The organism is Amycolatopsis endophytica (assembly GCF_013410405.1).
GTDB classification, from domain to species: domain Bacteria; phylum Actinomycetota; class Actinomycetes; order Mycobacteriales; family Pseudonocardiaceae; genus Amycolatopsis_E; species Amycolatopsis_E endophytica.
In genome coordinates this window covers 3,155,871-3,182,382 of the sequence record NZ_JACCFK010000001.1, presented here as the reverse complement: position 1 = coordinate 3,182,382, position 26,512 = coordinate 3,155,871, and the positions used below count along the sequence as shown (strand labels likewise).

The 26,512-nt window shown below is 72.1% G+C and carries 27 protein-coding genes; 13 read left to right on the top strand and 14 right to left on the bottom strand.

The genetic code is table 11. The features are described from left to right. Positions 1–43 precede the first annotated feature (43 nt). A complete protein-coding gene (locus tag HNR02_RS15785) occupies positions 44–1,120 on the top strand; it encodes a carboxylate-amine ligase (RefSeq protein ID WP_179773920.1) in 1,077 nt (358 codons plus the stop codon). On the opposite strand, the gene HNR02_RS15780 is transcribed toward HNR02_RS15785, so the two are convergent. The 5 genes from HNR02_RS15780 to HNR02_RS15760 form a co-directional block, all read right to left on the bottom strand. Further along, positions 1,107–1,715: a bifunctional 4-hydroxy-2-oxoglutarate aldolase/2-dehydro-3-deoxy-phosphogluconate aldolase gene (locus HNR02_RS15780; protein WP_179773919.1), complete on the bottom strand. Its 609-nt coding sequence runs from the start codon at positions 1,713–1,715 to the stop codon at positions 1,107–1,109. The two genes, HNR02_RS15785 and HNR02_RS15780, sit on opposite strands and share 14 nt — an antisense overlap. Then, entirely contained in the window at positions 1,702–2,457 is a 756-nt protein-coding gene (locus HNR02_RS15775; protein ID WP_179773918.1) for an IclR family transcriptional regulator, read from the bottom strand. The genes HNR02_RS15780 and HNR02_RS15775 overlap by 14 nt, the downstream gene beginning before the upstream one ends. After that, a complete protein-coding gene (locus HNR02_RS15770; protein WP_179773917.1) occupies positions 2,457–3,350 on the bottom strand; it encodes a sugar kinase in 894 nt (297 codons plus the stop codon). Before HNR02_RS15770 ends, HNR02_RS15775 begins: the two co-directional genes overlap by 1 nt. Positions 3,351–3,428: 78 nt before the next feature. Next, complete coding sequence (locus tag HNR02_RS15765) at positions 3,429–4,232, bottom strand: helix-turn-helix domain-containing protein (protein WP_179773916.1); 804 nt, start codon at positions 4,230–4,232, stop codon at positions 3,429–3,431. A gap of 484 nt (positions 4,233–4,716) precedes the next feature. Then, positions 4,717–5,220 carry an Lrp/AsnC family transcriptional regulator gene (locus HNR02_RS15760; protein ID WP_179773915.1) on the bottom strand — a complete coding sequence of 168 codons (504 nt, stop codon included), beginning with the start codon at positions 5,218–5,220 and terminating at the stop codon, positions 4,717–4,719. 94 nt (positions 5,221–5,314) lie between these two features. Between HNR02_RS15760 and HNR02_RS15755 the strand changes: the two genes are divergently transcribed. The 3 genes from HNR02_RS15755 to HNR02_RS15745 are packed head-to-tail and all read left to right on the top strand — an operon-like array spanning position 5,315 to position 8,528. After that, the gene (locus tag HNR02_RS15755) at positions 5,315–6,358 is read left to right on the top strand and encodes a thiamine pyrophosphate-dependent dehydrogenase E1 component subunit alpha (protein WP_179773914.1); all 1,044 of its coding nucleotides are present in this window, start codon (positions 5,315–5,317) and stop codon (positions 6,356–6,358) included. Next, the gene (locus tag HNR02_RS15750; RefSeq protein ID WP_179773913.1) at positions 6,355–7,341 is read left to right on the top strand and encodes an alpha-ketoacid dehydrogenase subunit beta; all 987 of its coding nucleotides are present in this window, start codon (positions 6,355–6,357) and stop codon (positions 7,339–7,341) included. The genes HNR02_RS15755 and HNR02_RS15750 overlap by 4 nt, the downstream gene beginning before the upstream one ends. Further along, positions 7,338–8,528 (top strand): dihydrolipoamide acetyltransferase family protein, encoded by a 1,191-nt coding sequence (locus HNR02_RS15745; protein ID WP_179773912.1) that lies wholly within the window; start codon positions 7,338–7,340, stop codon positions 8,526–8,528. Before HNR02_RS15750 ends, HNR02_RS15745 begins: the two co-directional genes overlap by 4 nt. Positions 8,529–8,531: 3 nt before the next feature. On the opposite strand, the gene HNR02_RS15740 is transcribed toward HNR02_RS15745, so the two are convergent. The 4 genes from HNR02_RS15740 to HNR02_RS15725 form a co-directional block, all read right to left on the bottom strand. Further along, positions 8,532–12,569, bottom strand: coding sequence for a SpoIIE family protein phosphatase (locus tag HNR02_RS15740; protein WP_246338578.1), 4,038 nt, complete (start codon positions 12,567–12,569; stop codon positions 8,532–8,534). A gap of 8 nt (positions 12,570–12,577) precedes the next feature. Continuing rightward, a complete protein-coding gene (locus tag HNR02_RS15735; protein ID WP_179773911.1) occupies positions 12,578–12,937 on the bottom strand; it encodes an STAS domain-containing protein in 360 nt (119 codons plus the stop codon). 88 nt (positions 12,938–13,025) lie between these two features. Beyond that, positions 13,026–13,439 carry a DUF6292 family protein gene (locus HNR02_RS15730; protein ID WP_179773910.1) on the bottom strand — a complete coding sequence of 138 codons (414 nt, stop codon included), beginning with the start codon at positions 13,437–13,439 and terminating at the stop codon, positions 13,026–13,028. 171 nt (positions 13,440–13,610) lie between these two features. Beyond that, a complete protein-coding gene (locus HNR02_RS15725) occupies positions 13,611–13,979 on the bottom strand; it encodes an STAS domain-containing protein (protein WP_179773909.1) in 369 nt (122 codons plus the stop codon). 147 nt (positions 13,980–14,126) lie between these two features. Between HNR02_RS15725 and HNR02_RS15720 the strand changes: the two genes are divergently transcribed. Genes HNR02_RS15720 through HNR02_RS15700 form a run of 5 tightly spaced genes read left to right on the top strand, consistent with a single transcriptional unit; the run spans position 14,127 to position 18,088 of the window. Continuing rightward, complete coding sequence (locus tag HNR02_RS15720) at positions 14,127–14,996, top strand: STAS domain-containing protein (protein ID WP_179773908.1); 870 nt, start codon at positions 14,127–14,129, stop codon at positions 14,994–14,996. Then, complete coding sequence (locus HNR02_RS15715; RefSeq protein WP_179773907.1) at positions 14,996–15,373, top strand: STAS domain-containing protein; 378 nt, start codon at positions 14,996–14,998, stop codon at positions 15,371–15,373. The genes HNR02_RS15720 and HNR02_RS15715 overlap by 1 nt, the downstream gene beginning before the upstream one ends. Next, on the top strand, positions 15,370–15,795 hold the full coding sequence (locus tag HNR02_RS15710) for an anti-sigma regulatory factor (protein ID WP_179773906.1): 426 nt from the start codon (positions 15,370–15,372) through the stop codon (positions 15,793–15,795). Before HNR02_RS15715 ends, HNR02_RS15710 begins: the two co-directional genes overlap by 4 nt. Next, the gene (locus HNR02_RS36480) at positions 15,792–16,787 is read left to right on the top strand and encodes an ATP-binding protein (protein ID WP_179773905.1); all 996 of its coding nucleotides are present in this window, start codon (positions 15,792–15,794) and stop codon (positions 16,785–16,787) included. Before HNR02_RS15710 ends, HNR02_RS36480 begins: the two co-directional genes overlap by 4 nt. Then, the gene (locus HNR02_RS15700; RefSeq protein WP_179773904.1) at positions 16,784–18,088 is read left to right on the top strand and encodes a PP2C family protein-serine/threonine phosphatase; all 1,305 of its coding nucleotides are present in this window, start codon (positions 16,784–16,786) and stop codon (positions 18,086–18,088) included. The genes HNR02_RS36480 and HNR02_RS15700 overlap by 4 nt, the downstream gene beginning before the upstream one ends. 3 nt (positions 18,089–18,091) lie before the next feature. Here the strand turns inward: HNR02_RS15700 and HNR02_RS15695 are convergent, their stop codons facing one another. Next, positions 18,092–18,523, bottom strand: coding sequence for an ATP-binding protein (locus tag HNR02_RS15695; RefSeq protein ID WP_179773903.1), 432 nt, complete (start codon positions 18,521–18,523; stop codon positions 18,092–18,094). A gap of 247 nt (positions 18,524–18,770) precedes the next feature. Here HNR02_RS15695 and HNR02_RS15690 point away from each other — a divergent pair, with 247 nt between their 5' ends. Together HNR02_RS15690 and HNR02_RS15685 are read left to right on the top strand one after the other, a co-directional pair. Then, a complete protein-coding gene (locus HNR02_RS15690; RefSeq protein ID WP_179773902.1) occupies positions 18,771–19,136 on the top strand; it encodes an STAS domain-containing protein in 366 nt (121 codons plus the stop codon). A gap of 45 nt (positions 19,137–19,181) precedes the next feature. Further along, complete coding sequence (locus HNR02_RS15685; RefSeq protein WP_179775942.1) at positions 19,182–19,619, top strand: SRPBCC family protein; 438 nt, start codon at positions 19,182–19,184, stop codon at positions 19,617–19,619. 160 nt (positions 19,620–19,779) lie between these two features. Here HNR02_RS15685 and HNR02_RS15680 read toward each other — a convergent pair whose 3' ends face one another. Both HNR02_RS15680 and HNR02_RS15675 read right to left on the bottom strand, forming a co-directional pair. Next, entirely contained in the window at positions 19,780–21,369 is a 1,590-nt protein-coding gene (locus HNR02_RS15680) for a phytoene desaturase family protein (protein WP_179773901.1), read from the bottom strand. Positions 21,370–21,378: 9 nt separating this feature from the next. Beyond that, positions 21,379–22,455: an NAD-dependent epimerase/dehydratase family protein gene (locus HNR02_RS15675; RefSeq protein ID WP_179773900.1), complete on the bottom strand. Its 1,077-nt coding sequence runs from the start codon at positions 22,453–22,455 to the stop codon at positions 21,379–21,381. Between the two features lie 443 nt (positions 22,456–22,898). Between HNR02_RS15675 and HNR02_RS15670 the strand changes: the two genes are divergently transcribed. Continuing rightward, positions 22,899–23,642 (top strand): ANTAR domain-containing response regulator, encoded by a 744-nt coding sequence (locus tag HNR02_RS15670; RefSeq protein ID WP_179773899.1) that lies wholly within the window; start codon positions 22,899–22,901, stop codon positions 23,640–23,642. A gap of 83 nt (positions 23,643–23,725) precedes the next feature. On the opposite strand, the gene HNR02_RS15665 is transcribed toward HNR02_RS15670, so the two are convergent. Continuing rightward, positions 23,726–24,217, bottom strand: a complete 492-nt coding sequence (locus HNR02_RS15665) for a GNAT family N-acetyltransferase (RefSeq protein ID WP_179773898.1) — start codon at positions 24,215–24,217, stop codon at positions 23,726–23,728. A 31-nt stretch (positions 24,218–24,248) separates the two neighbouring features. On the opposite strand from HNR02_RS15665, the gene HNR02_RS15660 reads away from it, so the two are divergent. Further along, positions 24,249–25,349 (top strand): FUSC family protein, encoded by a 1,101-nt coding sequence (locus tag HNR02_RS15660; RefSeq protein ID WP_179773897.1) that lies wholly within the window; start codon positions 24,249–24,251, stop codon positions 25,347–25,349. Here the strand turns inward: HNR02_RS15660 and HNR02_RS15655 are convergent. Continuing rightward, positions 25,346–26,434 carry a glycosyltransferase family 9 protein gene (locus tag HNR02_RS15655; protein ID WP_179773896.1) on the bottom strand — a complete coding sequence of 363 codons (1,089 nt, stop codon included), beginning with the start codon at positions 26,432–26,434 and terminating at the stop codon, positions 25,346–25,348. The two genes, HNR02_RS15660 and HNR02_RS15655, sit on opposite strands and share 4 nt — an antisense overlap. Between the last annotated feature and the right edge of the window lie 78 nt (positions 26,435–26,512).

The following is a 26,512-nucleotide window of genomic DNA, read 5'->3' as shown; positions in this document are numbered from 1 at the left end:
CGAAGCGGGGTAAACAGGGCCACCGGCGAGGGAAGGGCTGACGGTGACGAGCATTCCGACGTTCGGCGTCGAGGAGGAGTTCCTGCTCGTCGACGAGCGTGGCCGTCTGTCGGATCGCGGGCCGGACATCGTCGAGGCGGCCGACCGGCCCGAAGGTGAGGTGCAGCGGGAGCTCGCGCGCAGCCAGGTCGAACTGGCCACGTCCGTCTGTCACGACGCGGGCGAACTCCTCGACCAGCTCACCCGGTTCCGCGCGCGGCTGGCCGCCGAAGCGGGCGGGAAACGGCTGCGGCTGGTCGCGACGGGCACCCCGGTGCTGACCGAGGACCGTCCGCCGGAAATCACCCCCACCCCGCGGTACCGGCGCATGGGTGAGCACTTCGGCATGCTCGCCCGCACCGGCACGACGTGCGGATGCCACGTGCACGTCCGGATCCCGGACCGCGGCACCGGCGTGCGGGCGAGCAACCACGTCCGGCCGTGGCTGCCGGTGCTGCTCGCGCTGACGGCGAACTCGCCGTTCGACAGCGGGGACGACACCCGGTACAGCAGCTGGCGGCACGTGCTGTGGTCCCGGTGGCCGTCGGCGGGGCCGCCACCGCTGTTCGCGTCGCTGGACGAGTACGAGTCCCGCGTCGCCGCGATGCTCGAATCGGGCGCGATGCTCGACCGCGGGATGCTCTACTGGGACATCCGGCTGTCCGACAAGCAGCCGACGCTGGAGTTCCGGATCAGCGATGTCGCCGCCAGCGCGCGGGAGGCGACCACACTCGCGGTACTGGCACGCGCACTCGTCGTGACGGCACTGTCCGAACTGGACCACCCGCCACCACCGATTCCGGGAGAGGTCCTGCGGGCCAACCTGTGGCGTGCCGCCCGCGACGGCCTGGACGGCGCCGTCCCGCACCCGGCGACCGGCCGCCTGACCCCGGTGCCGTCCCTGCTGGGCCAGCTCGTCGACCACGTCCGTGGCCCACTGACCGACGCCGGTGACCTGGACTTCGTCACCGGCTCACTGGCCTGGATCTCGGAACACGGCAACGGCGCCCAGCGCCAGCGCCGCACGTACGACCGGACGGGCTCGCTGACCGGCGTGGTGGACCTGCTCAGCCTGCACTGACCGCTTCCCTCAGCGCCGCGAGGGCATCGGGGTCCGCGAGCGCCGAGCCGACCGCCACGCCACGACACCCGGCCGCCAGGAAATCCGCGGCGTTCCCGGCGTCGATCCCACCGGTCGCGACGAACCGGACCAACGGGAACGGCGCGAGCTGCGCCGTGATCCAGCCCGGTCCGAGCTGCCGCGCCGGAAACGCTTTCAGCCAGCTGCACCCCTGCGCCAGCGCCGCGGCGATCTCGGTCGACGTCGCCACACCAGGGAGGTGCGGCAGACCGGCCCGCCGCGATGCCGCGACCACCTCGGGGTGCAGGCCGGGGGCGACCGTGAACTCGGCGCCGATCTCCCTGACCGCGCTGAGCTGCTCGACCGTCGTCACCGTGCCCGCGCCCACGCTCCGGCCCCGCTCGGCCGCGGCCTTTACCGCAGCGCGCAGCGAGGGCAGCGCGTCGGGCGTCTGCACCGGAATCTCCACCAGATCCACCCCGAAGTCCCAGGCCCGCACGCACATGTCCACAGTGTCCTGCGGATCGAGGCCACGGAAGATGCCCAGTACCGGGTTCCGGTCCAGGTGCTCGGCGAAGAAGTCAGCGGCGTCCATTTTCGTCTCCTCCCCAGCCCAGTGCCCGGGAGACCCGGCGGGCGGCGGTGCGGTACTCGTCGAGGTGTGCGCGCAGCTCGTCCAGCGGCGCGACGGTTTTCAGCGCGGTGACGGACAGGCTGTGCGTCACCCGGCCGCGGGCGTCGAACACCGGCAGCGCCACGCAGTTCAGGTAGTCCTCGTGCTCGCCGTCGTCCTCGGCCCAGCCGCGCTCCCGGACGTCGTCCAGCTGGGCTTCCAGCTCCGCCCGCCCGGCGACCGTGGTGGGCGTGAAGCGTTCGAAGTCGCAGGTGGACAGCCATCGGGACCGGTCCGGCTGGTGCGCGAGGATCACCTTCGCGACGCCGGCGGTGTGGATGATGGCGGGCAGGCCGATCCGCGATCCCATCGCGACACTGCCACGGCCGTCGATCTTGTCCACGTAGACCACCTGGTCACCGGCCAGCTCGGCGAAGTGGACGGTGTGCCCGGACCGTTCGCTCAGCTCCTGCAGCACCGGGCGGGCCAGCGTGCGCGCCTCGACCTGGTCCAGCGCGAGCTGCCCGTAGGCGATCAGCTGGAACCCCATCGCGTAGCGGTTGTCCGGCACGCGCCGCACGAACCCGCCCTCGTCCAGGGTCTGCAGGATCCGCAGCGCGGTCGACTTGTGGACGCCGAGGTGCTCGGCGATCTCCCCGAGCGTGCGGTGACGCCGCGAGACGAACGCGACGATGTCGATCGCGCGGGCGACGGTCTGCGACATCAGCCGACTTCGATCTCGCCCGCGGGCGGCAGATCGGCGAAGTCCGACGGGGATTCGAGCACGCGTGCCGCGGCGTAGTGGCCCAGACGCAGGCGGGTCGTCTCGTCGCGGTCGTCGAGGAAACCGCTCAGCCACCCTGCGGCGAAGGCGTCCCCCGCGCCGACGGCGTCGACCACCGTGACCTTTGTGGACGGTACCCGGTGGACACCGGAGGGCGTGAACGACACGGCTTCGATCGCCGCGTCCTTGACGACGAGGTACCGCGGCCGGTCGATGAGGGCACGCACGCTCTCCGCATCCGCGGTGCCCCACAGGGTTTCGGCCTCGTCCCGGCCGACGAAGACGATGTCGCTGTCCTGAGCCAGTCCCAAGAGGACTTCCGGAGCGTCACCGGACCAGAGCTGGGCGCGGTGGTTGACGTCGAAACTCACCAGCCCGGGACGGCGGACGAGCGCGCGGGTCGCGTCACGCGCCTGCTCGGACAGCGCGGCGGTGATGCCCGAGACGTGCACGAGGCGCGGCGAGTGCGCTGTCCACGCTTCGACATCGGCGGGCGTGATGGCGGCGGCGGCCGAACCCGCGCGGTAGTAGTAGACGCGGGTGCCGTGCGGGGTGGGGTCCTTGAAGTAGACGGCGGTGGGCCGCCCCGCGTCGCGGCGGACCAGGGAGACGTCGACGCCGTGTCGCTCCAGGTCGCCGAGGATCAGGTCACCGAGCGGATCCGCCCCCAGCGCACTCGCCCAGGCCGCCTTGTGCCCGAGCCGGGCCAGCAGGGCCGCGACGTTCGACTCGGCGCCGCCCGGCCGCAGCAGGAAGCGGCTCTCGGTGGTCAGCCTGCCACCCGCCTCGGGCGTGACCATGACCATGGTCTCGCCGACCGTCAGCACGTCCACGCTCGCCTCCGTTGCGGATATTGCAATGACGTTGTTGGTGTTGCAATATACCAGGTGGCGGTTCGGAGAGGTTCCGGGTCAGGAGCGGCGTGCGTACCGGGCGGGCGGTTCGCCCACCACCGACGTGAACTCACGGGTCAGGTGCGCCTGGTCGGCGTAGCCGAGGTCGACCGCGAGCGCCGCCCAGTCGACGGCCTCGGCCCGCGCCGCACGTTCGGCCGCGTCGTAGAGCCGGTACCGCCGCAGCACCCACTTCGGGCCGACGCCCACGTGATCGTGGAACGCACGCTGCAACGCACGCACGCTCGTCCCGGCGAGTGCGGCCAGATCCTCCACGCGCCGCAGGTCGCGTTTTTTGGCGGCGAGCTCGGCCAGCGCGATCGTGTCCTCGGCCGGATGGCGCGCGTCCGGGACCAGCCCGGCGAGTGCGTCATCGGCCAGTTCGGCGATCTCGGCGCCGCCGGTGCCGTTCCTGAGGGCCTCGACCAGGGCAGGCTCGGCCGGGTGCAGCGCCGGGAACTCGTCGACGACCGGGTGCACCGTGTCGGTGATCGTGGCCAGCGCCCGGCCGAGGAACGGACGGAACCCGCCCGGCCGGAACATCACGCCCAGCGCACGCCCCCGCCCGGACAGTTGTCTGGTGAACCGCTCGGTTTGCACGCCGTTCACCGTGCCGCCACTGACTTCGAACACCACGTTCACCACCGGGTGCGCGAGGACATGCTGCTCGTAGGTGCCGGTCAGGTCCCAGGAGACGAGCCAGTAGCGGTCCACGAAACGCCCCACCCCCGCCGACGGCGGAAACCGGGTCAGCTCGAAGCGCCGCAGCCCCTCACCCGGATGCAGGATGCCGCGACTGTCCCGCTCGACCGGCTCGACCATGCCGCCGAGCCTAGCCGCGCTCGCTCCGGACCTGCCGCGCGCGAGTCCCACGTTCCCGCGGGTGAGTCCCACGTTCCCGCGGGTGAGTTCTGCGTTCCGGCGGGTGAGTTCTGCGTTCGTGGGGGCGAGTGCTGCGTTTCGGGGGCCGCTACGCGGGTTTCGCGCTGCGCGCGGCTGGGGGCGCCGGGCTTCGCTTCGCTACGCCTCGGGCCGTGGGCGCTGGCGCGCCCCGGCTTTTGGTCCTCCCGAACCCGATCTTTCAGTGTTCGGTTGCCGAGACATCGCGTCAAGCCGGGAAAGCGTGGCTTGACTCGATGGCTCGGCAACCGAGTTGGCTGGGGATCGGGTTGCGGGAGAGGGGTGGTTCAGGGGTGGGGTGCGTTGCGTTGCCGGGCGCGGTTGGCGAGCGTGGGGTTCGGGGTGCTGAGTGTGGGACTCGCCGGAGGTGTGCGCGAGTTCTGCGTTCCGGGGTTTGCGGGTCGGGTCAGTGGTTGTCGATGTCCTCGAAGATCAGGGTGGTGTGCGTGCCGAGTACGCCGGGGATGTCCTGGAGCCGGTCGAGCACCACGTGCCGCAGGTGTTCGTTGTCCGTGGCGCGCACCAGGAGCATCACGTCGAACTCGCCGCCGACCAGGGCCATGTGCTCGACCTCCGGAATGCGCCGCAGATGCTCGGTCAGGTGCCGCCACGAGTTCTGCCGCACGTTGAGCGTCACGTAGGCCGAGGTCGACAAACCGACCTTCGCCGGATCGACCCTCGCCGTGAAGCGGGTCAGCACACCGGTCTCCACGAGGCGCGCCAAGCGGCTGTAGGCGTTCGCGCGCGAGATGTTGACCCGCTCGGCCAGCACGCGCACCGACAGCCGCCCGTCAGTGGTCAGTTCGCGCACGATCCGCTGGTCGATCTCGTCGAGCGCGGGTGCCAACCGTCCAGGCCGTGGCGTCGCGGTGGCCCCCTGGCTGGACACATCGTTCGAAGAACCCGACATCGCACTCGATCCGTCTCGACTTGTCCTGCTCCAGCTGTTCAACAGTCCCCCATGAAAGCAGAATCGAGACGTTCTGTCTTCGCTGGAGGTGCGCATGACCGAGGCAGTCCGCCTCCTGAACCCCGACGGCACGGTCCACCCCGACGAGCGTTACGCGATGCCGGACCCCGCCGAGCTGCGGGCCCGCTACCGCTCGCTCGTCCTGGGCCGGCGCCTCAACGAGCAGGCCGGAGCGCTCGTCCGGCAGGGCAAGCTCGCGGTCTACCCGTCATCGCTCGGGCAGGAGGCCTGCCAGGTCGCGGCGGCCGCCGTGCTGCGGTCCGGTGACTGGCTCTTCCCCACCTACCGCGACACCGTCGCCGTCGTGGAACGCGGCGTCGACCCGGTCGAGGTCCTGATGATGCTGCGCGGTGACTGGCACTGCGGCTACGACCCGGCCACACACCACGTCGCACCACAGTCGACGCCACTCGCCACGCAGCTCCTGCACGCCGTCGGCGTCGCGCACGCCGCCACGCTCAAGGGCGAGGACACCGTGGTGATGGCCCTCTGCGGCGACGGCGCCACCAGCGAGGGCGACTTCCACGAAGCCCTCAACTTCGCCGCGGTCTTCGGCGCCCCGGTCGTCTTCCTGGTGCAGAACAACAAGTACGCGATCTCCGTCCCGCTGGCCCGCCAGTCCGCCGCGAAATCGCTGGCGGACAAGGGAATCGGCTACGGCGTCCCGTCCGCGCTCGTCGACGGCAACGACCTCGCGGCACTGCTGGCCGTGCTGGGCGAGGCCGTCGAACGCGCCGCGTCCGGCGGGGGCCCGACCCTCGTCGAGGCCGACACCTACCGCATCGACGCCCACACCAACGCCGACGACGCCACCCGCTACCGCACCGACGCCGAGGTCGACGAATGGCGGCCCCGCGACCCGCTGGTCCGGATGCGGTCGTATCTCGGCCTGTCCGGCGACGAGTTCCGGGACGACGCCGAGGAACTCGCGGCGCGCCTGCGGGCCGGGCTGTCCACCGAGAGCGCGCCCGATCCGGCGGAGCTGTTCGCCCACGTCTACGCCACCCCGACCCCGCAGCTGACCACGCAGGCCGACCTTCTGCGCGCCGAACTCGAAGCCGACGAGGAGCCGGCATGACCGCGACCAAGCTGACCATGGCGCAGGCCCTCAACACCGCCCTGCGCGACGCCATGACCGAGGACCCGTCCGTCGTCGTGTTCGGCGAGGACGTCGGCCCGCTCGGCGGCGTCTTCCGGGTGACCGACGGGCTCACCGAGACCTTCGGCGAGCAGCGCTGCTTCGACACGCCGCTGGCCGAGTCCGGCATCGTCGGACTGGCGATCGGGATGGCGATGAACGGCTTCCGGCCCGTGGTCGAAATGCAGTTCGACGCCTTCGCCTACCCCGCGTTCGAGCAGATCACCAGTCACCTGGCGAAGATGGGCAACCGCACCCGCGGCCGCGTGCGGCTGCCGGTGGTCGTGCGCGTCCCCTACGCCGGCGGCATCGGCGGTGTCGAGCACCACTGCGACTCCTCCGAGACCTACTACGCGCACACCCCGGGCCTGACCGTCGTCGCCCCGGCGACCAACGAGGACGCCTACGGTCTGCTCCGCGCGGCCATCGCCTACCCGGATCCGGTGATCTTCCTCGAACCGAAGAAGCACTACTTCACCCGTGAGGAGGTCGACGTCGACCGCGCCGTTCCCCCGATCGGACGAGCGGTGGTACGCCGTCCCGGCCGGGACGCGACCCTCATCGCCTACGGCCCGTCCGTGCCGGTCGCGCTCGCCGCCGCCGAGCAGGCCGCCGCGGAGGGCCGGGACCTCGCGGTCGTCGACGTCCGCTCGATCGTCCCGTTCGACGACGACACCGTCGCGCGGGCCGTCGCCGCGACAGGGCGCGCCGTCGTCGTGGCCGAGGCGCAGGGCTTCGCCTCCGTCGCGGCCGAGATCGCCGCACGGGTCAGCGAGCAGTGCTTCCCCTATCTGGAGGCGCCGGTCCGCCGGGTCGGCGGCTTCGACATCCCTTACCCGCCACCGAAACTCGAACGCCACCACCTGCCCTCGGTGGACCGGATCCTGGACACCGTCGACGAGCTGAACTGGGACCGCGCATGAGCGACACGTTCACCCTCCCCGATCTCGGCGAAGGGCTCACCGAGGCCCAGCTGGTGCGCTGGCTGGTGGCGGTCGGCGACACGATCGCCGTCGACGCGCCGGTCGCCGAGGTCGAGACCGCGAAGGCGATGGTCGAGGTCCCCTCGCCCTACGGCGGTGTCGTCACCGAGCTGCACGGCGAACCCGGCGGCACCGTGCAGGTCGGCGAACCGTTGATCACCGTCGGCCGGCCCGCGGCCGCCACCTACGCCGAGGAGGAGCGGGCCGGTTCGGGCAACGTCCTCATCGGCTACGGGACCAGCGCTCAGACCAACGGGCGACGGCGCCGCCGCAGGCCGGCCGGACTCCGGACCGTGGTGCTGGACCGGCCACGCACGCAGTCGCCGATCGTCCGGAAGCTGGCCCGCGAACGTGGTGTGGACCTGACGGGGATCACCGGCACCGGCACGGACGGCCTCATCACCCGCACCGACGTGGAACGCGCCACGGCTCCGCGTCCGGACGGCGACGACCGCACCGGTCTCGGCATCCGGGAACGCGTCCCGCTGCGGGGCATGCGCAAGGCGATCGCGACCACGTTGAGCCGGAGCCGCCGCGAAATCCCCGAGGCGACCACCTGGGTCGACGCCGACGCCACCGCGCTGGTGGAACTGCGCGAGTCCCTGTCGGGGACGGGTCTGCTCGCGCTGGTGGCCCGGTTCGTGGTCGCCGGGCTGGCGCGGTTCCCGGACCTGAACGCGCGGGTGGACGACGACGAGATCGTCCAGTTCGACGGAGTCAACCTCGGTATCGCGACCCAGGCGGAGCGCGGCCTGGTCGTGCCCGTGGTGCGGCGGGCCGACCGGTTGAGCGCCCGCGAACTGGACCCCGAGATCCGGCGGGTCGTGTCCACGGCTCGCGACGGCGCCGCCCCCGAAGCGCCAGGGACGTTCACGCTCAACAACTACGGCGTGTTCGGCGTCGACGGCAGCGCGGCGATCATCAACCACCCCGAGGTCGCCATCCTCGGCATGGGCCGGATCGTGCCGAAACCGTGGGTGGTGGACGGGCAGATCGTGCCGCGCCGGATGACGCAGTTGTCGCTCGTGTTCGACCACCGGGTGTGCGACGGCGGCACGGCGGCGGGTTTTCTCCGGTTCGTCGCGGACGCGGTGGAAAACCCGCTGTCCGCACTCGCCGATCTCTAGCGCCTACGGCGCCGGATCCGCCAACGACCGGGTCATCCGCACCCGGCTCCCGTCGTCCCCCGGCGAAATCTCCACCTCGGTCATCAACGCCCGCATCAACCCGACCCCGCGGCCACGGATGCCGGGGTCGGACGGCGGCGTACGCCACGTGCCGTCGTCGGTGATGACGATCTCCAACCCGTCCTCACCGACCGCCGCGGTCAGGGTCAGCAACCCGTCCGGCCGCCCCGCGTACCCGTGCTCGATCGAGTTCGTGCAGGCTTCGTCCACGGCCAGGATCACGTCGGCGGCGGGCTCGTCCGGCACGTTCGACTCCGCCAGCCACCGCCGCAACTCCCGCCGCATGTCCACCAGGCTCGACGGTTCGGCGGGCAGATCCAGCCGCAGCGGCCCCGGCGGGTGCACGTAGACCAGCACGGCGACATCGTCGTTGTGCCCACTGGCCGGGAGCAGCTTGGCCAGCAGGTGCTCGGTGATCTCCGCGGGCCTGCGGGCGGGCACCTCACGCACCGTCGCGCGGGCGTTCTCGATCGCCTCGTCGATCGGCAGCCCGTGACGCTCGACGAGGCCGTCGGTGTAGAGCAGCAGCACCGATCCCGGCCGCAGCGGCACCGTCGCGCGTGGACGGTCCGCGGACCGGCGCACGGCCAGCGGCACGGACAACGCCTGATCCAGTAACGAATCCGTGCCGTCGTCGTGGCTGAGCACCGCCGAGGGGTGCCCGGCGCTGGAGTAGGTCACCACACCGGCGTCGGGGTCGACCACCGCGCAGAACACCGTGGTGCACAACGCTCCCGGGATCTGCCGGGCGAACCCGTCGAGCTGGTCCAGCGCCCGCGCCGGGTCGCCGTAACTGCGCAACAGCGCGCTGCACGCGCTGCGCAGCTGCCCCATCACCGCCGCCGCCGCGAGACCGCGCCCGACGCAGTCGCCGACGACCACCGCGATCCGGCCGTCCGGCAGGCGGGACACGTCGTACCAGTCGCCACCGACCTCCAGCGGGCGCACCGCGGGTTCGTACCGGACGGCGAACCCGCCGGGCAGATCGGTCGGGCCGAGGATGGCGTGCTGCAGCGTCAGGGCGACCGCGCGTGCCTGGTCGTAACTGCGCGCCCGGCCCAGCGCCTGCGCGAGCTGGGCGGCGAGCATCCCGAACAGGGCGCTGTCCTCGCCCTCCAGCGGCCGGTTCACGCGTTCGGCCCACACCACGGCGTCGTCGTCGCCGAGCGTGGTGCCCAGCTCGGTGCCGGTGGTGCCCGGCCAGATCCGGCCCGGCGCCCGCGCACGTGCCGCGTCCAGCCGCTCGTACAGTTCCGGGTCGAGCTCGTCGAACGACCCCGCCCCCGAAGCGCCCGCGACCAGCCCCTCGCTCTCCAGGCCCGGCCAGATCGCTGCCACCACCCGGGTCGCGTCGAGGACGGACCGCAGCGCGGCGACACCGGCGTCGAGCACTTCGGCCACGTCGGTGGCCGCCGCCAGCTCCGCGGTGAACGCGGCCAGCACCGCCTCCCGGTCGGCCACCTGCTTCTCCACCGTCACGTCCCGCAGCGTGCCGACCAGCCAGCCGCCGTCGGCCCTCGTGACCGTCAGCGCGACCCACACCCCGCTGCCGTCCGGGCGCTCGATCCCGAGCGATGCCTCGCGGCCGTCCCCGACGTAGGACACCAGGTCGTGGTCCGCCACGTCGTCGCCGTCCACCCACGGGTACGGCCAGGACATCGGCAGGCTTTCCGCGTCGTACCCGGTGATCGTCGCGAACGCCTCGTTCGCCTCGACGATCGTGCCGCGTCCGTCCGCGACGAACACGCCCTCCCGCAACGACTCGACCATCGCCCTGCGGAACTCCGACTCGTTGCGCCGCAGGGCGGCGAGCGCGAGGTTGGCCCGCACCCGTGCCAGCAGTTCCACGCCGGAGAACGGCTTCGGCAGGTAGTCGTCGGCGCCTGCTTCCAGCCCGGACACCGCGGCCTCGACCCCCGCCCGCGCCGAGAGAAACAGGATCGGCACGGACTTCGTGGCCGGTTCCGCGCGCAGCGCCCGCAACAGCCCGAACCCGTCCAGGCGCGGCATCATCACGTCGGAGAGCACGAGGTCCGGCCGGTGGCGGCGCGCCAGCTCCAGTCCCTCGGCACCGTCCCGCGCGGTCAGCACCCGCCCGAGCGGGCGCAGCAGCCGCGCGATGAACCGGCTCAGGTCGGTGTTGTCCTCGACCACCAGCAGTGTCGGGGCCGCCTCGTCCGCTGGCGGCTCCGGTGCGTCACCGTCGACGCGCCACTGCAGGGCCTCGTCGTGGTAGGCCGGGGCCGCGGTGAGCGTGTGCTCGGCCGACGCGGGCGGCGGGCCGGCCGCCAGCGGCAACCGCACGGTGAAGGTGCTGCCGGAGCCCTCGGCCGACTCGGCCGAAACCGCACCGTCGTGCAACCGCGCCAGTTCCCGCACCAGCGCCAGCCCGATGCCGGCGCCCTCGTGGGACCGGCCCTCCCGGTCGCGAACGCGGTGGAACCGCTGGAACAACCGCGGCAGCTCGTCGGCGGCGATACCGGCGCCGGTGTCGGTGACGGTCAGTTCCGCGCGTCCGTCCCTGTCGTGCAGCCGGATCGCGACGCTGCCCTCGCGGGTGTACTTGAGCCCGTTGGACAGCAGGTTGAGGACGATCTTCTCCCACATCTCCGGGTCGACGCTGACCGCGCGGGACAACGGGGGACAGTCGATCTCGAACCTCAGTCCCGCGCGGCGCACGGCCGGGGCGAAGCTCTCCGCGATCTCCGTGGTCAGCGCGGCGAGGTCGTGCGGCGCGGCGTCCGGCTGCAGCCGCCCCGCCTCGATCTTGGCGAAGTCGAGCAGGTCGTTGACCAGGCGCCGCAGGCGCCGCGCGTTGCGGTGCACCAGCTCCAGCCGCTCGCGCTGCCCCGGCGGCAGCGGCTCGGTCTCATCGGCGAGCGCGTCCTCGGCCGGTCCGGCGATCAGGGTGAGCGGGGTACGGAACTCGTGGCTGACGTTGGCGAAGAACTCGCTCTTGGCGCGGCCCAGTTCGGCCAGCGCCTCCGACCGGCGCCGCTCGCCCTCGTAGGCGAGCGCGTCGGTGATCACGCTCGACACCTGACCGCCGACCAGCTCCAGGAAGGCCACGTAGTCGGCGTCGAGCGCCTGGTAGGCCGACACCCCGAGCACCAGCGCACCGGCCGGTTCGGGACGCCCTGCGGCGATCAGCGGCAGCACCACGGCCTCGTCCGGCGCCGTGGTCCCGACCACCACCGGCTCGACGAAGTCCGCCCCGAACCGCGCGCGCAGTCCGGAGCAGACCCGGGTTTCGCCGTCCCACAACGGCCACACCTGCCCGGCGTCGCGGTGGAGCACCGCGGGCGCGGCCCGTTCCCCCGGCCCGACGCCGTAGGACGCGGCCAGGGACGCCTGCCCGTCGTCGAACAGGTACGCCAGCGCGAACGGCAGGTCCCCGCCGTGCCCGCTCAGGGCGGTGATCGCGGACCGGCCCGCCTGGGAGACCGACGCGGCGGCGGAGACCTCACCGAGATCGTTGAGGACCGCGAGCCGCCGCTGCCGGATCACGTGCACCGTCGTGTCCTGCGCCGCGACCAGGACTCCCAGTACGTCGCCCTCTTCGGTGCCGATCGGGCTGCAGGAGAAGGTCCAGTAGGTCTCCTCCAGGTAGTTGTGGCGGTCCAGGAACAGCAGCTGGTCCTCGGAGTAGGTGGCGCCCCTGCCCGCCATCACGTGCCGTGCCAGCGGGCCCAGCTCGGCCCACGCCTCCGCCCAGCACTCCGACGCCGGGCGGCCGAGGTAACGCGGGTGCTTCTCGCCCATCGCGGGCCGGTAGGCGTCGTTGTAGAACACCGTCAGTTCCGGCCCCCACCACACGAGCATGGGGAACCGCGACGACAGTGCCATCCGCAGCGCCGCGTGCAGGTCCGCGGGCCAGTCCTCGACCGGGCCCACCGGGGTCGCCGACCAGTCCCGGCCCGCGATCATCGCCCCCATGTCCCCCAGTGTGTCCACAGTGGACTTGCGTGCCGGTCGTGCCATCGATCCGCTCAACCCTCACCCTGGGTCAGGGCGCGGTCGACCGATTCGGACACCGTGAACACCTGCCGCAGATCTGCCGCCTCCAGCGCCCGCAGCACCACTCGGCTGGAGGCGACCAGGCGCAACGGCGTGCCCCCTTCGGCGCACCGCTGCTCGGCCTCCACCAGCACGGACAGCCCGGCCGAGCCGAGGAAGTCCACGCCGGACAGGTCGACGACCACCGGCCGCGGCGCCCGCGCCGCGCCCCGCGCCTGATCCAGCTCACTGATCAGGGCCGGCGCGGAACACAGGTCCACACCGCCGGTCACCGTGACCACGACCGCATCCGGCGTCACGCGGTGACGCACCGCGAAAACTTCCTCGGACAACGGAACCTCCGGGACACGCGACGGGCCTGCTCCTGGTGCGATCAGCCTAGTGCGGGACCGGGAGATCGGCATGGCTCCGGAACCGGCCTCAGCCCGCCAGCGCGGGCGCGGCGTAGGCCGCCAGCCGCTCCCGCACGTCCGCCGGATCCCGGACCGGCGGTTCGAGAACCCCGCTGGAGACGCCGTCACACAGGTCCTCGGCGAACCGCGCCACCACCCGCGGCGCGGGCAGCACATCGGAGCCGAGATAGGACAGGACGATCAGGTCCTCACCGCAGTGGGACTCCACGACCAGCGACCAGCCGGTGTCCTCGCTCCAGATGAGCGCGGCGTCGCGGTCGCGGAACCGCGGCAACCGCCGTTCCAGAGCCAGATAGGCGTTCGCCGGTGGTGGGTCCAACTGCACGAAATAGGCGTTGCCGCGCAATCCCAGCGCCTCGGTCACCAGTCGCACATAACGTCGCAATCCCCGTGCCTGTGCGTCCTCGTATTCCAGGTACATCTACCCTCGCACTCCACCCACCAGCTGACCGGCGCGCCGCACCGCTCCTCGGCGGCGCCGCGCCGGAAACCGGCCCCTTGACGGGTTTGAAACCGCTCATGGCCCAGCGGGACTACCCCGGATGCGCGACGGTCAAACCCGCTTTCTCACGGTGGGTGCACGTGGCCATGATCACGCCTTCTGGCTGGGTGACTCCTCACCCTCGATGGTGAACGAGCCGAGCAGACCGGTGATGTCCAGGATCCGCCGCGCGTACCGGTCCACGTTGGCCAGCCTGACCGTCCCGCCCTTGTCCTCCGCGTGCGTTTTCGCCCTGATCAGCGCGCTGATGCAGGCCGAGTCGAAGAACTTGAGGCCCTCGAAGTCGAGCACCAGGTGGACCACACCCGACCCGAGCAGCTTCTCCACCGCCTGGTCCAGCTGGTCGACAGCCCCGTGGTCGATCTCGCCGAGCAGCAGCACCCGTCCGGTGTCACCACCGGTCTCCGTGCGCACCACGGAAGCCGTGGCAGACCTGGTCGCGCCTTCGTCCGTCGTCATGGTCGAACTCTCTCCAAAATCGTGGCGTCGGCTTCGGCCCCGGTTGTCGCCCGGCGCCCGTGTGCAATAAGTTTGCCGCAACGCAATGGATCTCGTGGATCGTGCTCGCGTGCCTGCGACCTTCCACCATGCTGGAGCCTGGGAGCGATGACGACAACCTCCGACCGCCAGACCACGTCCGCGGTGAGCGAATTCCTGGACGCTCAAAAGGAAACGATCGTGACGCAGTGGGCGGACTCACCGTTCTTCCGCTCGGTGGCCCAGGATTCCGATCAAGCGGCGGGCGACAGCGCCGAGATCCTGCGGGGGCTGCGCAAGGCGATCACGGCCGGGGACGCCGACAGTCCGGCCGCCGAGGGGTTCGAGGAGCTGCGTTCGCTGCTGACCGCGCTCGCCTCCCAGCTCGACGGCAACGAAGGCGTGACCCCGCGCACGGCGGTGCAGGTGAGCGAGCTCAAGCAGCCGCTGCTGCGCCTGTGGCAGGAGACGGCTGAGGCCGACCTGCTCACCGCGGGCGCCCTGCTGCTGTCCAGCGCCGTGGACACCCTCCGGCTCGTCCTCGTCGAAGCCGCGCTCGCCGCGGCCAAGGACACCCTCGCGATCCAGCGCGAGCAGCTGACCGAGCTGTCCACCCCGGTCATCAAGCTGTGGGACGGCGTGCTCGCGATCCCGCTGATCGGCACCCTGGACAGCATGCGCAGCCAGGTCGCCACCGAAAGCCTGCTGCAGGCGATCATGACCCAGCAGGCGAAGGTCGCGATCCTCGACATCACCGGCGTCCCGACGGTCGACACGATGGTGGCGCAGCACCTGCTCAAGACGGCGATGGCGGCCCGGCTGATGGGTGCCGAATGCGTCATCAGCGGTATCCGGCCGCAGATCGCGAACACCATGGTGCAGCTCGGCATCGACCTCGGCGAGGTCGCCACCCGCGCCCGGCTGGCCGACGCGCTCGCCTACGCCCTGAACCGCCTGGGCCTGCAGGTCGGCGCCGCGGCGGGGCCGGGCGTGGTCTGATGTCCGCCGTCCCCATCGTCAACCTGAACGGTGTCCTGCTGGTCACCATCCAGGAAGAGCTCCTCGACCGGTCGGTGGCCGAGTTCGAAGAGGAACTCACCGAAAAGGTCGTCGAGACCCGCGCCAGGGGCGTGCTCATCGACGTGTCCGTGCTGGACATCATCGACTCGTTCCTCGCCCGCACGCTGCACGACATCGCGGCCATCACGTCGCTGATGGCCGCGCGCACCGTGGTGGTCGGGATGCGTCCTGCGGTGGCGCTCACCCTCGTCGAACTCGGGCTGACACTGCCCGGACTGGACACCGCGCTCTCCGTCGAGGAGGGTCTTTCGCTTCTCGCCCCGCCTCCGGGGCCCGCGCGGACGGCGCTGCGGTGACACGCGCGCCTTCGTCGAGCACGGTCGCCATCCACGACGAGTACGACATCGTGCACGTGCGGCACGCCGCCAGGGAGGCGGCCTCCACCGCGGGGTTCAGCCTCGTGCAGCAGACGAAGCTGGTCACCGCCGCCAGCGAACTCGCCCGCAACGCCCTGGTCTACGGCGGTGGCGGTCAGGCGGAGATCGCCACGGAGGACCTCACCGGCAATCCGACGGTCCGGATGACCTTCACCGACAAGGGCCCTGGCATCCCGGACATCGACGCGGCCATGGCGGACGGGTTCACCACCGGTTCCGGCCTCGGTCTCGGCCTCGGCGGCGCCAAGCGGCTCGCCGACCACTTCCGGATCGAGTCCAGCCCCGGCCACGGCACCAGGGTGGAGATCAGCATGTCCGTGCGGCGAATCGCCGGCCCGTGAACCGCGACGACCTCGTCGTCACCGAATCCAGCCACGTGGGACGCGCGCGGGTGATCGCCGCGTCGGCCGCGGCCCGCGCCGGGCTGCCGCTGGACCGGGTGCACCGGGTGTCGCTCGCCGCCACCGAACTGGCCTCCAACCTGCTCAAACACGCTGGTCGCGGAATTTTCAGCGTGGTGCGGGCACCGGGCGGGCTGGACGTACTGGCGGTCGACACCGGGCCCGGGATCGGCCGGGTCGAGGACAGCATGCGGGACGGCTACTCGACCGTCGGCACGCTCGGCGGTGGCCTCGGCGCGGTCCGCCGCGCGGCCGACGTGTTCGACGTCTACAGCAGGCGCGGCCAGGGCACCGCGGTGCTCGCGCGGTGGCACGGCGATCCGGTCCGGCTGCCCGGCGGGGTGCGGATCGGCAGCGCCATCCTCACCGCGCCGGGCGAGACCGAGTGCGGCGACCAGTGGACCGCGGTCTCCACGAACGACACCGTGACCGTCGCGGTGAGTGACGGGCTCGGCCACGGACGGTTGGCGGCCAGGGCCAGTGACGCGGCGATCTCCACCGTCGCTTCGCACACCGAGCTGCGCCCGGCTCGTATCCTGGAGCTGATGCAGCCGTCCCTCGCTTCCACCCGCGGCGCGACCGTGGCCGTCGCGCAGATGACGCCGTCGGAGGGGCGCCTGCGCTTCTGCGGCGTGGGCAACGTGTCCACCCGCTTCTATCCGGAGCCCGGCGGCCCCGTGCAGCGCATCGTGTCCCGCCACGGCATCGTCGGTGTCGCCGCGCGCCCGCGCCCGTCCGACTCCGCGTACGAGTGGTCCGCGCGCAGCTGGCTGGTCCTGCACAGCGACGGCATCACCGACAAGTGGAGCACTTCGGACTGGCCCGGTCTGTTCCACCACGATCCCGCCACGATCGCCGGGTGGATCCTGGGCCAGCGCGGCCGCGGACGGGACGACGCCTGCGTGGTCGTGGTCACGGGAGGCGGGCGATGACGACGCAGCGTGACGAGACGGCCGAGGAGGTGCTCCGGGACCTGCGCGAAACCATCGCGCGGCAGGAGAAGGAGCTGCGGCTGCACCAGTCCGAGCTGGAGAAGACCAACGCCGGGCTGCTGGCCCTGCACGCCGAGGTCGAACTGCAGCGGCAGCGTTCCGCGTTCCTGGACGAGGTGGGCCGCAGCGTGTCGGCCTCGCTGCGCGGCCGGGAGGTCGTGGAGGCGCTGATCGCGCTCATCGAACGGGAGAACCTGGCCGGCTGCGCCGGGGTCTGGCTGGCTGCGCCGGAGAGCCGCGGCCTCAAGCGGCTGCCCCATCCGGGCAGCGTGCCGGACTCCGACGTCAAGCGGGTCGCGGCGAGCCGGCAGCCGCACGTCGAACCGAAGCGGCTGCTGCTGCCGCTGACCGTGGGCCCGCACCTGCTGGGCGTGCTCGAACTGCACCGCGACGTCGCGTTCACCGAGGAGGAGATCCCGTTCCTCACCGAGGTCGCCGCCCGGTCGGCGGTCGGGCTGCGCAACGCGAACGAGTACGAGCGGGAACGGGAGCTGGCCGAGCGGCTCCAGCACGCGATGCTGCCCACCCTGCCCACCCCGGACGATCTGGAGCTGTGCGCCCGGTACCGGCCCGCCGCGACCGGGGTGAACATCGGCGGTGACTGGTTCGACGCGTTCGCCCGCGCGGACGGCACGATCGTGCTCACCGTCGGTGACGTCACCGGTCACGGGCTGGATGCCGCCGTGGTCATGGGGAAGCTGCAGAACGCCCTGCGTGCCTACGCCGCCGAGGGCCACGGCCCGGCGGAGGCGCTGCGGCTCACCCACCACGTGCTGCGTGGCCTGGACAGCAACCTGTTCGCCACCGCCGTGGTCGCCGACCTGACGCCGGAGAACGGCCGGATCCGCTGGGCCAGCGCCGGGCATCTGCCGATGTTGATCCGCGGCCGGAGAGGATTGCGGTTCCTGGAACGGCCCAACGCGCCGATGCTCGGCGTGCCGTTCGCGTTCGCCATCGAGGAGCACGAGGAGACGATCGAGCCGGGCTGCGATCTGCTGCTCTACACCGACGGGCTGGTCGAGCGCCGCGCCGAGGTGCTCGACGACGGCCTGGACCGGTTGACCGGCGCGTTCCGCGCGATCCGCGACCTGCCGACGGACGAGGCGGGCGACCGGATCCTCGCCGAGATGCTGGGCCAGGACGAGCACGACGACGACGTGTGCCTGCTGCTGTGCCGGTGGTCGGCGCGATCGGGGCCGCCGGCGCGTCACGGTGCGCGGCGCGCGTCCGCTCCGCGGTGAAGCTCAGCCCGGGACGGCGAACTCCGCCCACACCCACTTGCCGTCCGCGCCGGTCTCGTATCCCCACGCCTCGCTGAGCGCCTCGACGATCACCAGGCCGTTGCCGCGCACCGGGTCCTGCTCGGCGGGGCGGGGCACCGGGACCTGCGCGTCGGAGTCCCACACCCGCAGCGTCAGCCGGTCCTCGCACTGCCGCAGCACCACGGTGACCTCGCCGCGGCCGTGCTCGACCGCGTTGGTGACCAGCTCGGAGGCCGCCAGCACGATGTCGTCGCGGGTGTCGTCCGGGATCTTCCACACCTGGAGCGCCGAGGTGGCGAACTCCCTGGCCTGCCCGGCCGCCGGTGCGTCCTCCGGCAACCGCGTCACGGCGCGCCGCCACGGGAACGGCTCGGTATGGTGCTGAGTCGGGCGATGGGCACCGTCGGTCCTCACGTGTCCTCCCGGTCCTCCCGCCAGTGGTTCCTGCTCGCCATGCGTCTACCTCGGTGGTTCCCCATCGGGGGATGGATACACACATTCCGACCCGGTCCTCACTCGCGGTGAGTGCCGGTTAGGATCGTCGGACGGTTGAGCCGCCAGCCTGTTGCCGTGGCGGCGGTTCCCCGGGTGACCGTGCAGCTTCCTTCTGGGCCCGCCGACGGCAGGACGCGGCGAACGACGACGGTAGGAGGTATCTCGGGTGACCACCGAGTTGCGTGTCACGCGACGCCTCATCGACGGAGCCATCGTGGTCTCGGCGGTCGGTGACGTCGATCTGACCAGTGCGCCGGACCTGGAGGCCGAGGTGCAGTCCGCCTGTGCCGACGCCCAGCCACCCGGCCCCGTGGTGGTCGACCTGTCGGGGGTGTCGTTCCTGGGGAGCATCGGGCTGAGCCTGCTGGTGAGCGCGCAGCAGAAGTGCCAGGAAAACTCGCTGGAGCTGCGGGTGGTGGCCACCAGCCGTGCCGTGCTGCGCCCGCTGGAGGTCACCCGGCTCGACGAGCAGTTGCGGATCACGGGTTCCCTGGACGAGGCCGTGGCCCCGCCCGCGACCGAAGCGAGCTGATTGCTTTCCGCGCGGCCGGGGTACTCGCCACCGGTGAGCCCAGACATGGTCGTGGTGAGTCGTCAGGTCCCCGTCCCGCCCGAGCGGGTGTTCACCGTGCTGGCCGACGGCTGGACCTACGCGAGCTGGGTGGTCGGCGCCGCGCACATCAGGCAGGTGGACAGCCACTGGCCCCGGACCGGTTCGCGGATCCATCACAGCGTCGGCCCGTGGCCGGTCAACGTCCGCGACGTGACGTGCGTGCTGGCGGTCGAGGAGAACGAGCTGCTCGAACTGGAGGCCCGCCTGTGGCCGGTCGGCGCCGCGAAGATCACCCTCACCCTGACCGCCGATCACGGGGGCGGCACGGAGATCTCCATGGGCGAGAAGCTGATCCGGGGGCCGTTGAGCGTGCTGCCGAACGCGGTGCAGGCCGCGATGCTGGCCCCACGTAACACCGAAGCGCTCAAGCGCCTGGCGGACATCGCCGTACACCGCGATTAGCGGCGCCAGCGCCGTGCACGAAGCCCGCTGGGTGGTCATCCCGTCACCGGCCCGCCCGGCGGGGACTATCCCTTGATCTCCGGACCGCGCCGTCGCGCGGCGAGGTGACCGCTGGGCCGGTCTTGGCTCGCTTGGGTTGCCGGGCGGCGGTTTCCGCCCGTCAGGAGTAGATCATGCGGTTCGCGGCCTTGATCGTCGCGCCGTAGAGGCCACCGGCAACGCCGTTCCTGGCCAGGGCCGCGCGGGCCGCGTTGGCGCCTGCGGCTCCGTGCACCGCGCCGCCAGGGTGGGCCGATGCGCCGGCCAGGAAGAGTTTGTCCACTGGCGTGTCGGCGCGCGAGAGGCCGGGGACCGGGCGGAAGACGAACTGCTGGTGGATCGCCGCCGTGCCGGCGTTGATGGCGCCTTCGGACAGGTTCCGGTCGTGTGATTCGAGCTCGGCGGGACCCTGCACGCACCTTCCCCGGATCAGGTCCCCGAACCCGGGTGCGCGCTGCTCCACGACATTTTGCATCCGATCCGCGTAAGCCTCCAGGCGGGACCGGTCCCAGCGTCCGCCTCGCGGCACGTGCGTGTAGGCCCACACCGATTCCGTGCCCTCGGGAGAACGCGCCGGGTCCGTCGTGGTCATCTGGCCCAGCAACAGGAACGGACGGTCGGGCACGCGCGCGCGAGCCAGGTCGGCGCCGTAACCGGTGAGGCCGTCGAGGTCGGCGTCGAGGTGCACCACGCCCGATCGCCGCGCCTCCTCCGCAGTCCACGGGATCTTCCCGGACAGCGCCCAGTCGACCTTGATCGTGGCGTTGTCCCACTGGAAGCGTTCCAGATCGGACAGCAGCCGGGACGGCAGGTGGTCCTCGCCGACCAGATCGCGGTACAGGGCAGGTGCAGGCACGTCGGCCAGGACCGCGCGCCGGGCCCGGACCAGTTCGCCGTGCACGTCCCGCACGCCCATCGCCCGGTTGCCCCCGATCAGCACGTTGCGCACCGCCCGGTTGCACTCGACCCGCCCACCACGGTCGGCGAGCCGGCGCACCAGGGCAGCGATCAGGCGGTCCGCGCCGCCCTCCGGCACCGGGAAACCGACATCCTGCCCCACCATCCCCAGCAGCCACCCGAACACCCCGCTGCCCGCGTTGTCCGGGCCGAGATCGGTGTGCAGGGCGTTTCCGGCGAACAGCAGCCTCGCGCCCTCGCCGTCGAACAGTTCCTCACCGAGACGCCGCACCGGCAGCGTCACCATCCGGACGAGGCGGAGCGTTTCGGCGACCCCGATCCGGCGCACCAGCTTCGACGCGGACCGCACCGGCGGGAACGGCCGCAGCACGGATTCCAGCAGATCGTGGCGCACCCGCTGCCACTGATCGAACGCGGCGCGCCACGCGTCGGCGTCCTTCGCCGCGAACCCAGCCACCGAAGCGGCCGTCTCGTCGACGTCCCGCGACAACGTCACGCACCGGTCGTCGGCGAGGACGTGCGCGAGCACCAGCGGCGCGTGCTTCCACACCAGACCGTAGGAGTCCAGCCCCAGCTCCCGCAGCACCGGGGACGCGGCGCCGAGCGGGTAGAACGCGCTGCACAGATCGCTGCGGAACCCGGGCGCGGTGATCTCGGCGCTGCGCACGGCACCGCCCGGCTCGGGCTGGGCCTCCAGCACCAGCACGCTCCATCCGGCGTCGGCGAGCACGTTGGCCGCGACGAGCCCGTTCTGGCCCGCCCCCACGACGACCGCGTCGACGGTTTCGGTCACAACGCCCCCTCAAGCCTGGGTCTGGCGGCTGGGACGACCCAGCCGGATGTCAGCCAACCTGCCCAGCCACGATCGCGCATCCCGTGGCGCCAGTGGCCCGCTGCCCGCTCCGCTGCCGTCGCGCATTCCGGCGATCACCTCGGCCAGTGCCTCCGTCGCGTCGTGGCGCGGTTGCCAGCCGAGGTGGGCGCGGGCGCGGCTGGTGTCGACCAGCGGGACCTGATCGGCCAGCGCGAGCCAGCCGGGATGCATCGGCTGGAGACCGAATCGCCACGTCGGCAGGGCCACGCCGGTGACCAGCCGCCGTGGCACCGGCACCCGGAACCCGCCCAGCAGCCCGGCGAGGTCGTGCACCCCCAGCACCGGTTCGGCGGCCAGGTTGTAGGCGCCCTCCGCGCGCCGCTCCAGCAGGAGGCAGATCGCATCGGCGACGTCGTCGGCGTGCACGACCTGGCCGCGCAACCCGCTCCACAGCGGCACCGGCAGACGGCGGTCGCCGATCAGCGCGGTGGGCACCAGCGGGCTCAGCGTCCAGCGCGCGAGCTGGGCACCGGAGTCGTGCTGGGCGACCGCGCAGGGCCGGAACACCGCGACGCGGACCCGCGGGTGCTGACGGGCGAACAGCTCGACCTGGCGTTCCAGCCGGGCCTTGTCCCGGCTGTAGGCGCTGCCGGGAACGCCGGTGCGCGGCCAGTCCTCGTCGACCCGTGTCCAGCGCGGGCCCGGCGTGTAGGCGGCAACTGACGATGCGCAGACCAGGTGCCGCACCCCGGCGCCGGCGACGGCCGCCAGCACTTCCTGGGAGCCTTCGACGTTGGTCCGGCCGCGGGGCGGCTCGTCGGCGCCGGGGTGGATCGCCCACGCCAGGTGCACCACCGCATCCGCCCCCGCGAACACCTTCGGCAGCACGTCCGGGGCCTGGTCGGAGCCCAGATCGCAGTCGACCCACTCCGCCGCGTCGTAGGGCGGGCCCCCCTCCGGCTTCCGGCGCGCGAGCCCCACCACGTCCCAGTCCGGACGCCGAGACACCGCACGCAGGAAGGCCGTCCCGATGTTCCCGGACGCACCCGTCACCACGACCCTCATGCCAGCCGTGTTCCACCCGCGGAGCCACCCTAACCATCCCGCTCACCCCCGCACTCCATTCCACAGTGGACACCCGGCGCCCCCATGCCACCTTCGTGGCGTCGGACGCCGCCGATGCCACAGTGGGGAGCGTGGTCCGGCCCGCTTCTCCGGGCTTCTGTTCGCGCTCGCCCCGGCGCCACGTATGATCTCGCCAGCGTCAAGCAGCCGGCGCGCCACCGCCGTTCACCGGCGGACGGCCCTACTGAGGCGAGAGGCTTGACGATGAACGAGTTCCGGCGCACACCGCCCTGCCCGCGCGTAGCCGCACCCCCTGGGCCCCGGTTCCGATCCCCCCGCTGATCCCGGCCCCCCCCACTTCGCGGCACCCGTCCACCGCCCGCCCTTCCGCGGCGGCCCGGCGGTGTGCCCGGCAGCAGCGCACACGCGGAGAGAACCGACACATGAACAGACCCGAGCGGCAGGCACCCCTGGCCAGGCTCGACGACGTCACCGCCGCGCTGGAGAACCTGCGCGGCGGCATCGACGAAGAGGAACCGCTGGACGCGGTCCTGCAGCGGCTCGCCGAGACCGCGGTCAACGCGATCTCCGACGCCGACGCGGTCAGCGTCACCGTCCTCGACGAGACCGGGCCGCACACGGCGGCCATCACCCACGACGACCTGATCGGCATCGACCAGGCCCAGTACACCGCGGGTGAGGGGCCGTGCCTGCTGGCGGTCCGCACACACGAGCCGGTCCGCGCGGTGTCCAAACCGGACGGTGGCTGGCCCGCTTTCGCCGCCGCCGCACAGGAGTGCGGCGTGCTGGCCTACCTCGCGGTGCCCCTGCTGCTGGGCACCGGCAACCAGGACGGCGAGGAACTGGTCGGATCCCTGAACCTGTACAGCCGCGTCGACGGCGCCTTCGACCCGTTCGACCAGAAGCTGATGCGGCTGTTCACCGGCGCGGCCTCGGCGGCCATCAGCAACGCGCGCCGGTGGTACCACGCGCGTCAGCAGATCCGGCACCTGGAGAACGCCCTGACCTCGCGGGCGGAGATCGACCAGGCCAAGGGCGTGCTGATGGCGGTGCACGGGATCAGCGCGACCGAGGCATTCGACCGGCTGGTGGACCAGTCGCAGCGGCAGAACACCAAGCTCCGTCAGGTCGCGATCGCCCTGCTGGACTCCGTGCGGTCCCGCTGAACCGCCCGGCGCCGTGTTGGCCGTTCGCGGCGCCGTGTTGGCCGTTCCCGGCGCCGTGTTGGCCGTTCGCGACGGGTCAGCGGTCAACGGGGTGGGGCGGCTGGCCGTCGCATGGTCACGCGGGGCCAGCGGTCCAGGCCCCGCGCCGCCTCCTCCTCGCGGATCCGGCGCAGCCCTGGCGAAAGCTCGTCCGCACCCAGGCGCACGAAGCCGCACCGCTCGTAGTACGGCGCGTTCCACGGCACCTCGGCGAACGTCGTCAACGTCAGCGCCGGGTGGCCCGCCCGGGCCGCCTCCTCGATCAGCGCCCGCCCGATCCCGCGCCGCGCCACGGAGGCGTGCACGGACACCTGCTCGATGTGCAGACCACCATCGACCGGCGCCGCCACCAGGTACGCGACGGGATCGGTCAGCACCGCCACCCACGCGAACGGGTAGCGCGCCAGCTCTTCCGGCGTGGGCAGGTCGTCGTCGGCGATTTCGGGCATTCCGATGTCCCGGAAGCACTCGCCCGCGGAGCGTTCGATCTCCGGCAGGTGTGTGAAGTCGGCCGGATCGGCCGCTCGGATGCGCATGACCACAGTGTGGCGGGGTAGCACCCCCTCGATGTCACGATTTTTGTCCCCCTGGTACTGGCTCGGACGCGCCTGCCGGTTCCCGGGCCGGGAACGGGAGGCCGTCCAGCAGGCGCTCAAGATGGCGCTGGCCGCCGTACTGGCGTGGCTCCTCTCGCGCCTGGTGATCCCGTCGCCGCAGTCGTTCATCGCGCCCTACGCCGCGGTGTTCCTGATGACCACGACGGTCTACCGCTCGGTCACCAACGCCGTGCAGCAGACCAGCGCGCTCCTGCTCGGGCTCGCGGTCGCCTATTTCGCGGCCCACCTGATCCCGCAGCCCGCCGTGGCGCTCGCGGTCGCGGTGTTCGTCGGCATGCTGCTGGGCCAGTGGCACTCGTTCGGCGAGAGCGGTATCTGGGTCGGTGTCACCGCGCTGCTGATGATCTCCTACGGCACCGCGGGCAACCTCCTCTACCTCGCGGAGCGGATGGGCGAAAGCCTGCTCGGCGCCGCGATCGGCCTCGCGGTCAACACGGTCATCCTGCCGCCGGTTCACCTGCGGCACACGCGTGAGGCGGTCACGGCGCTGGCCGGTGAGGTGCGCGACCTGCTGCATTCGATGGCGGACGACCTGACCGACGACTGGGACGCCGACACCGCCTCCCGCTGGCTGCGGCACGCCCGCCGTCTCGACTCGACGGTCGCGCGGGCCGACGAGGCCGTCAGCTGGGGGCGCGAGAGCGTGCGCTTCAACATCCGCTGGCTGGTCCGCCGCCACCGCTGGCACACTCCCCTGCCCTCGTCCTTCGAATCGCCCCTGAGCGTCCTGAAGGAAGTCTCCGAGCAGGTCAAACGCATCGCCGAAGCCCTCGTGACCGCGAGCCAGCACGACGATCTCGATCCGGACTTCATCGCCGGTTACGCCCAGCTGCTCGACGAACTCGCCGACGCGGTCGCCTGCCTGGACCAGTCCGAGGACCGGCTCGGCGAGCTGCCCCGGCACCTCGACCACGTCTCGGCACGCCACCGCGAGCTGGCCCGGTGGGTGCGCCTGGACCGGGAAACGACCGTGGCCCGCCAAGCCGAGGACGCCGCACTGCTCGCGGTCGCCCGCTCCACCCGCGTACTGGAATCCGCCGCCCCGCGTTAACGGCCCGCGAGCAGTTCCTCCATCTCGCTCAGGACCTCGGCCGTGGGCACGGTGGCCACGAACGAATCGTCGTGCTCGCAGCGCGGCAGGTCCTCGCGTGTGCAGTCGACCCCGCACACCGGGCACCGCGACGTCCACGAGATCAGCACCCGGTGCCGCGAACGGCCCAACGGCCCCGCGTTCACCACGTTGCCCATCCAGTAGACGCTGACCGTCGGCGCGCCGACCGCGGCCGCCAGATGGCGTGGCCCGCTGTCATTGCCCGCGAACGCCTTGGCCCTGGCCAGGACGCCGATCAGCGCGGACATGCTCAGCGACGTCAGCGGCCGCGCCCCGGCCTGCGACGCGACCCGCTCGACCAGGTCCCGTTCGTCCGGCGCGCCGATCACCACGACGCCGCAACCGGCGCCGGCGAGTTTCGCCGCGACCTCCGCGAAGCGTTCCGCCGGCCAGCGGCGGCGCGGATCGCCCGCGCCGGGGTGGAACACGACCAGCGGATCGGGCAGACCGTCGAGGACCTCGTCGGCGGTAGCGCGGTCCGCGTCCGTCACCGCGATGGACGGTTCCAGCTCGACCGGCGGCGCGCCCGCCAGCCCCGCGACCTCCAGCGCACGCAGGACCTCGTGCTGGTAGTACCGGAACGGCAGCCAGCGGTCCGCCTCCGCCGCGTCCGGGGTGCGGGCGCCGACCAGGTACTTCGGGTCCAGCTTCCGCAGGAACGGGTTCGAGTTCCGCCCGCCACCGTGCAGCTGCACGGCCAGGTCGACCGGTTTCAGCGCGTCGAACCACGCCTGCTGCTCCGACTCGTCGAACGGCTGTCCGGCGGGCTCGTGCACGTTGGGGTAGGGCGGCAGCGGCCACACCTCGGTGACCGGCGCGGGGCGCCCGTCGAACAGCGCGCGGTGCAGTTCCGTGCCCAGCAACACGATCTCCGCGGCGGGGTAGGCGGCGCGCAGCGCGGTCATGGCGGGCACCGCGAACAGCAGGTCGCCCAGCCCACCGCCGCGCAGCACGGCGATCCTGCGCACGTCGGGCCACTTCGCTTCGATCGGGCCGACCGACGGCCCGTGCTCCGAGTTCACCACGAGCGGAAGGTGCCCGTTTCCGCAGGCAGCAAACGGAAATGTTTCGCGAGCCAAGATCCGGCTACTGGTGGAGGAGGA

What these genes read in the sequence shown, in the direction of transcription:
- HNR02_RS15670 (WP_179773899.1), top strand. Translation starts at nt 22,899, where the DNA reads ATGAACAGACCCGAGCGGCAGGCACCCCTGGCCAGGCTCGACGACGTC.
- HNR02_RS15685 (WP_179775942.1), top strand. Translation starts at nt 19,182, where the DNA reads ATGGTCGTGGTGAGTCGTCAGGTCCCCGTCCCGCCCGAGCGGGTGTTC.
- HNR02_RS15675 (WP_179773900.1), bottom strand. Translation starts at nt 22,455, where the DNA reads ATGAGGGTCGTGGTGACGGGTGCGTCCGGGAACATCGGGACGGCCTTC.
- HNR02_RS15740 (WP_246338578.1), bottom strand. Translation starts at nt 12,569, where the DNA reads ATGGCACGACCGGCACGCAAGTCCACTGTGGACACACTGGGGGACATG.
- HNR02_RS15750 (WP_179773913.1), top strand. Translation starts at nt 6,355, where the DNA reads ATGACCGCGACCAAGCTGACCATGGCGCAGGCCCTCAACACCGCCCTG.
- HNR02_RS15745 (WP_179773912.1), top strand. Translation starts at nt 7,338, where the DNA reads ATGAGCGACACGTTCACCCTCCCCGATCTCGGCGAAGGGCTCACCGAG.
- HNR02_RS15700 (WP_179773904.1), top strand. Translation starts at nt 16,784, where the DNA reads ATGACGACGCAGCGTGACGAGACGGCCGAGGAGGTGCTCCGGGACCTG.
- HNR02_RS15660 (WP_179773897.1), top strand. Translation starts at nt 24,249, where the DNA reads ATGTCACGATTTTTGTCCCCCTGGTACTGGCTCGGACGCGCCTGCCGG.
- HNR02_RS15720 (WP_179773908.1), top strand. Translation starts at nt 14,127, where the DNA reads ATGACGACAACCTCCGACCGCCAGACCACGTCCGCGGTGAGCGAATTC.
- HNR02_RS15765 (WP_179773916.1), bottom strand. Translation starts at nt 4,232, where the DNA reads ATGGTCGAGCCGGTCGAGCGGGACAGTCGCGGCATCCTGCATCCGGGT.
- HNR02_RS15755 (WP_179773914.1), top strand. Translation starts at nt 5,315, where the DNA reads ATGACCGAGGCAGTCCGCCTCCTGAACCCCGACGGCACGGTCCACCCC.
- HNR02_RS15730 (WP_179773910.1), bottom strand. Translation starts at nt 13,439, where the DNA reads ATGTACCTGGAATACGAGGACGCACAGGCACGGGGATTGCGACGTTAT.
- HNR02_RS15780 (WP_179773919.1), bottom strand. Translation starts at nt 1,715, where the DNA reads ATGGACGCCGCTGACTTCTTCGCCGAGCACCTGGACCGGAACCCGGTA.
- HNR02_RS15760 (WP_179773915.1), bottom strand. Translation starts at nt 5,220, where the DNA reads ATGTCGGGTTCTTCGAACGATGTGTCCAGCCAGGGGGCCACCGCGACG.
- HNR02_RS15775 (WP_179773918.1), bottom strand. Translation starts at nt 2,457, where the DNA reads ATGTCGCAGACCGTCGCCCGCGCGATCGACATCGTCGCGTTCGTCTCG.
- HNR02_RS15725 (WP_179773909.1), bottom strand. Translation starts at nt 13,979, where the DNA reads ATGACGACGGACGAAGGCGCGACCAGGTCTGCCACGGCTTCCGTGGTG.
- HNR02_RS15715 (WP_179773907.1), top strand. Translation starts at nt 14,996, where the DNA reads ATGTCCGCCGTCCCCATCGTCAACCTGAACGGTGTCCTGCTGGTCACC.
- HNR02_RS15665 (WP_179773898.1), bottom strand. Translation starts at nt 24,217, where the DNA reads ATGCGCATCCGAGCGGCCGATCCGGCCGACTTCACACACCTGCCGGAG.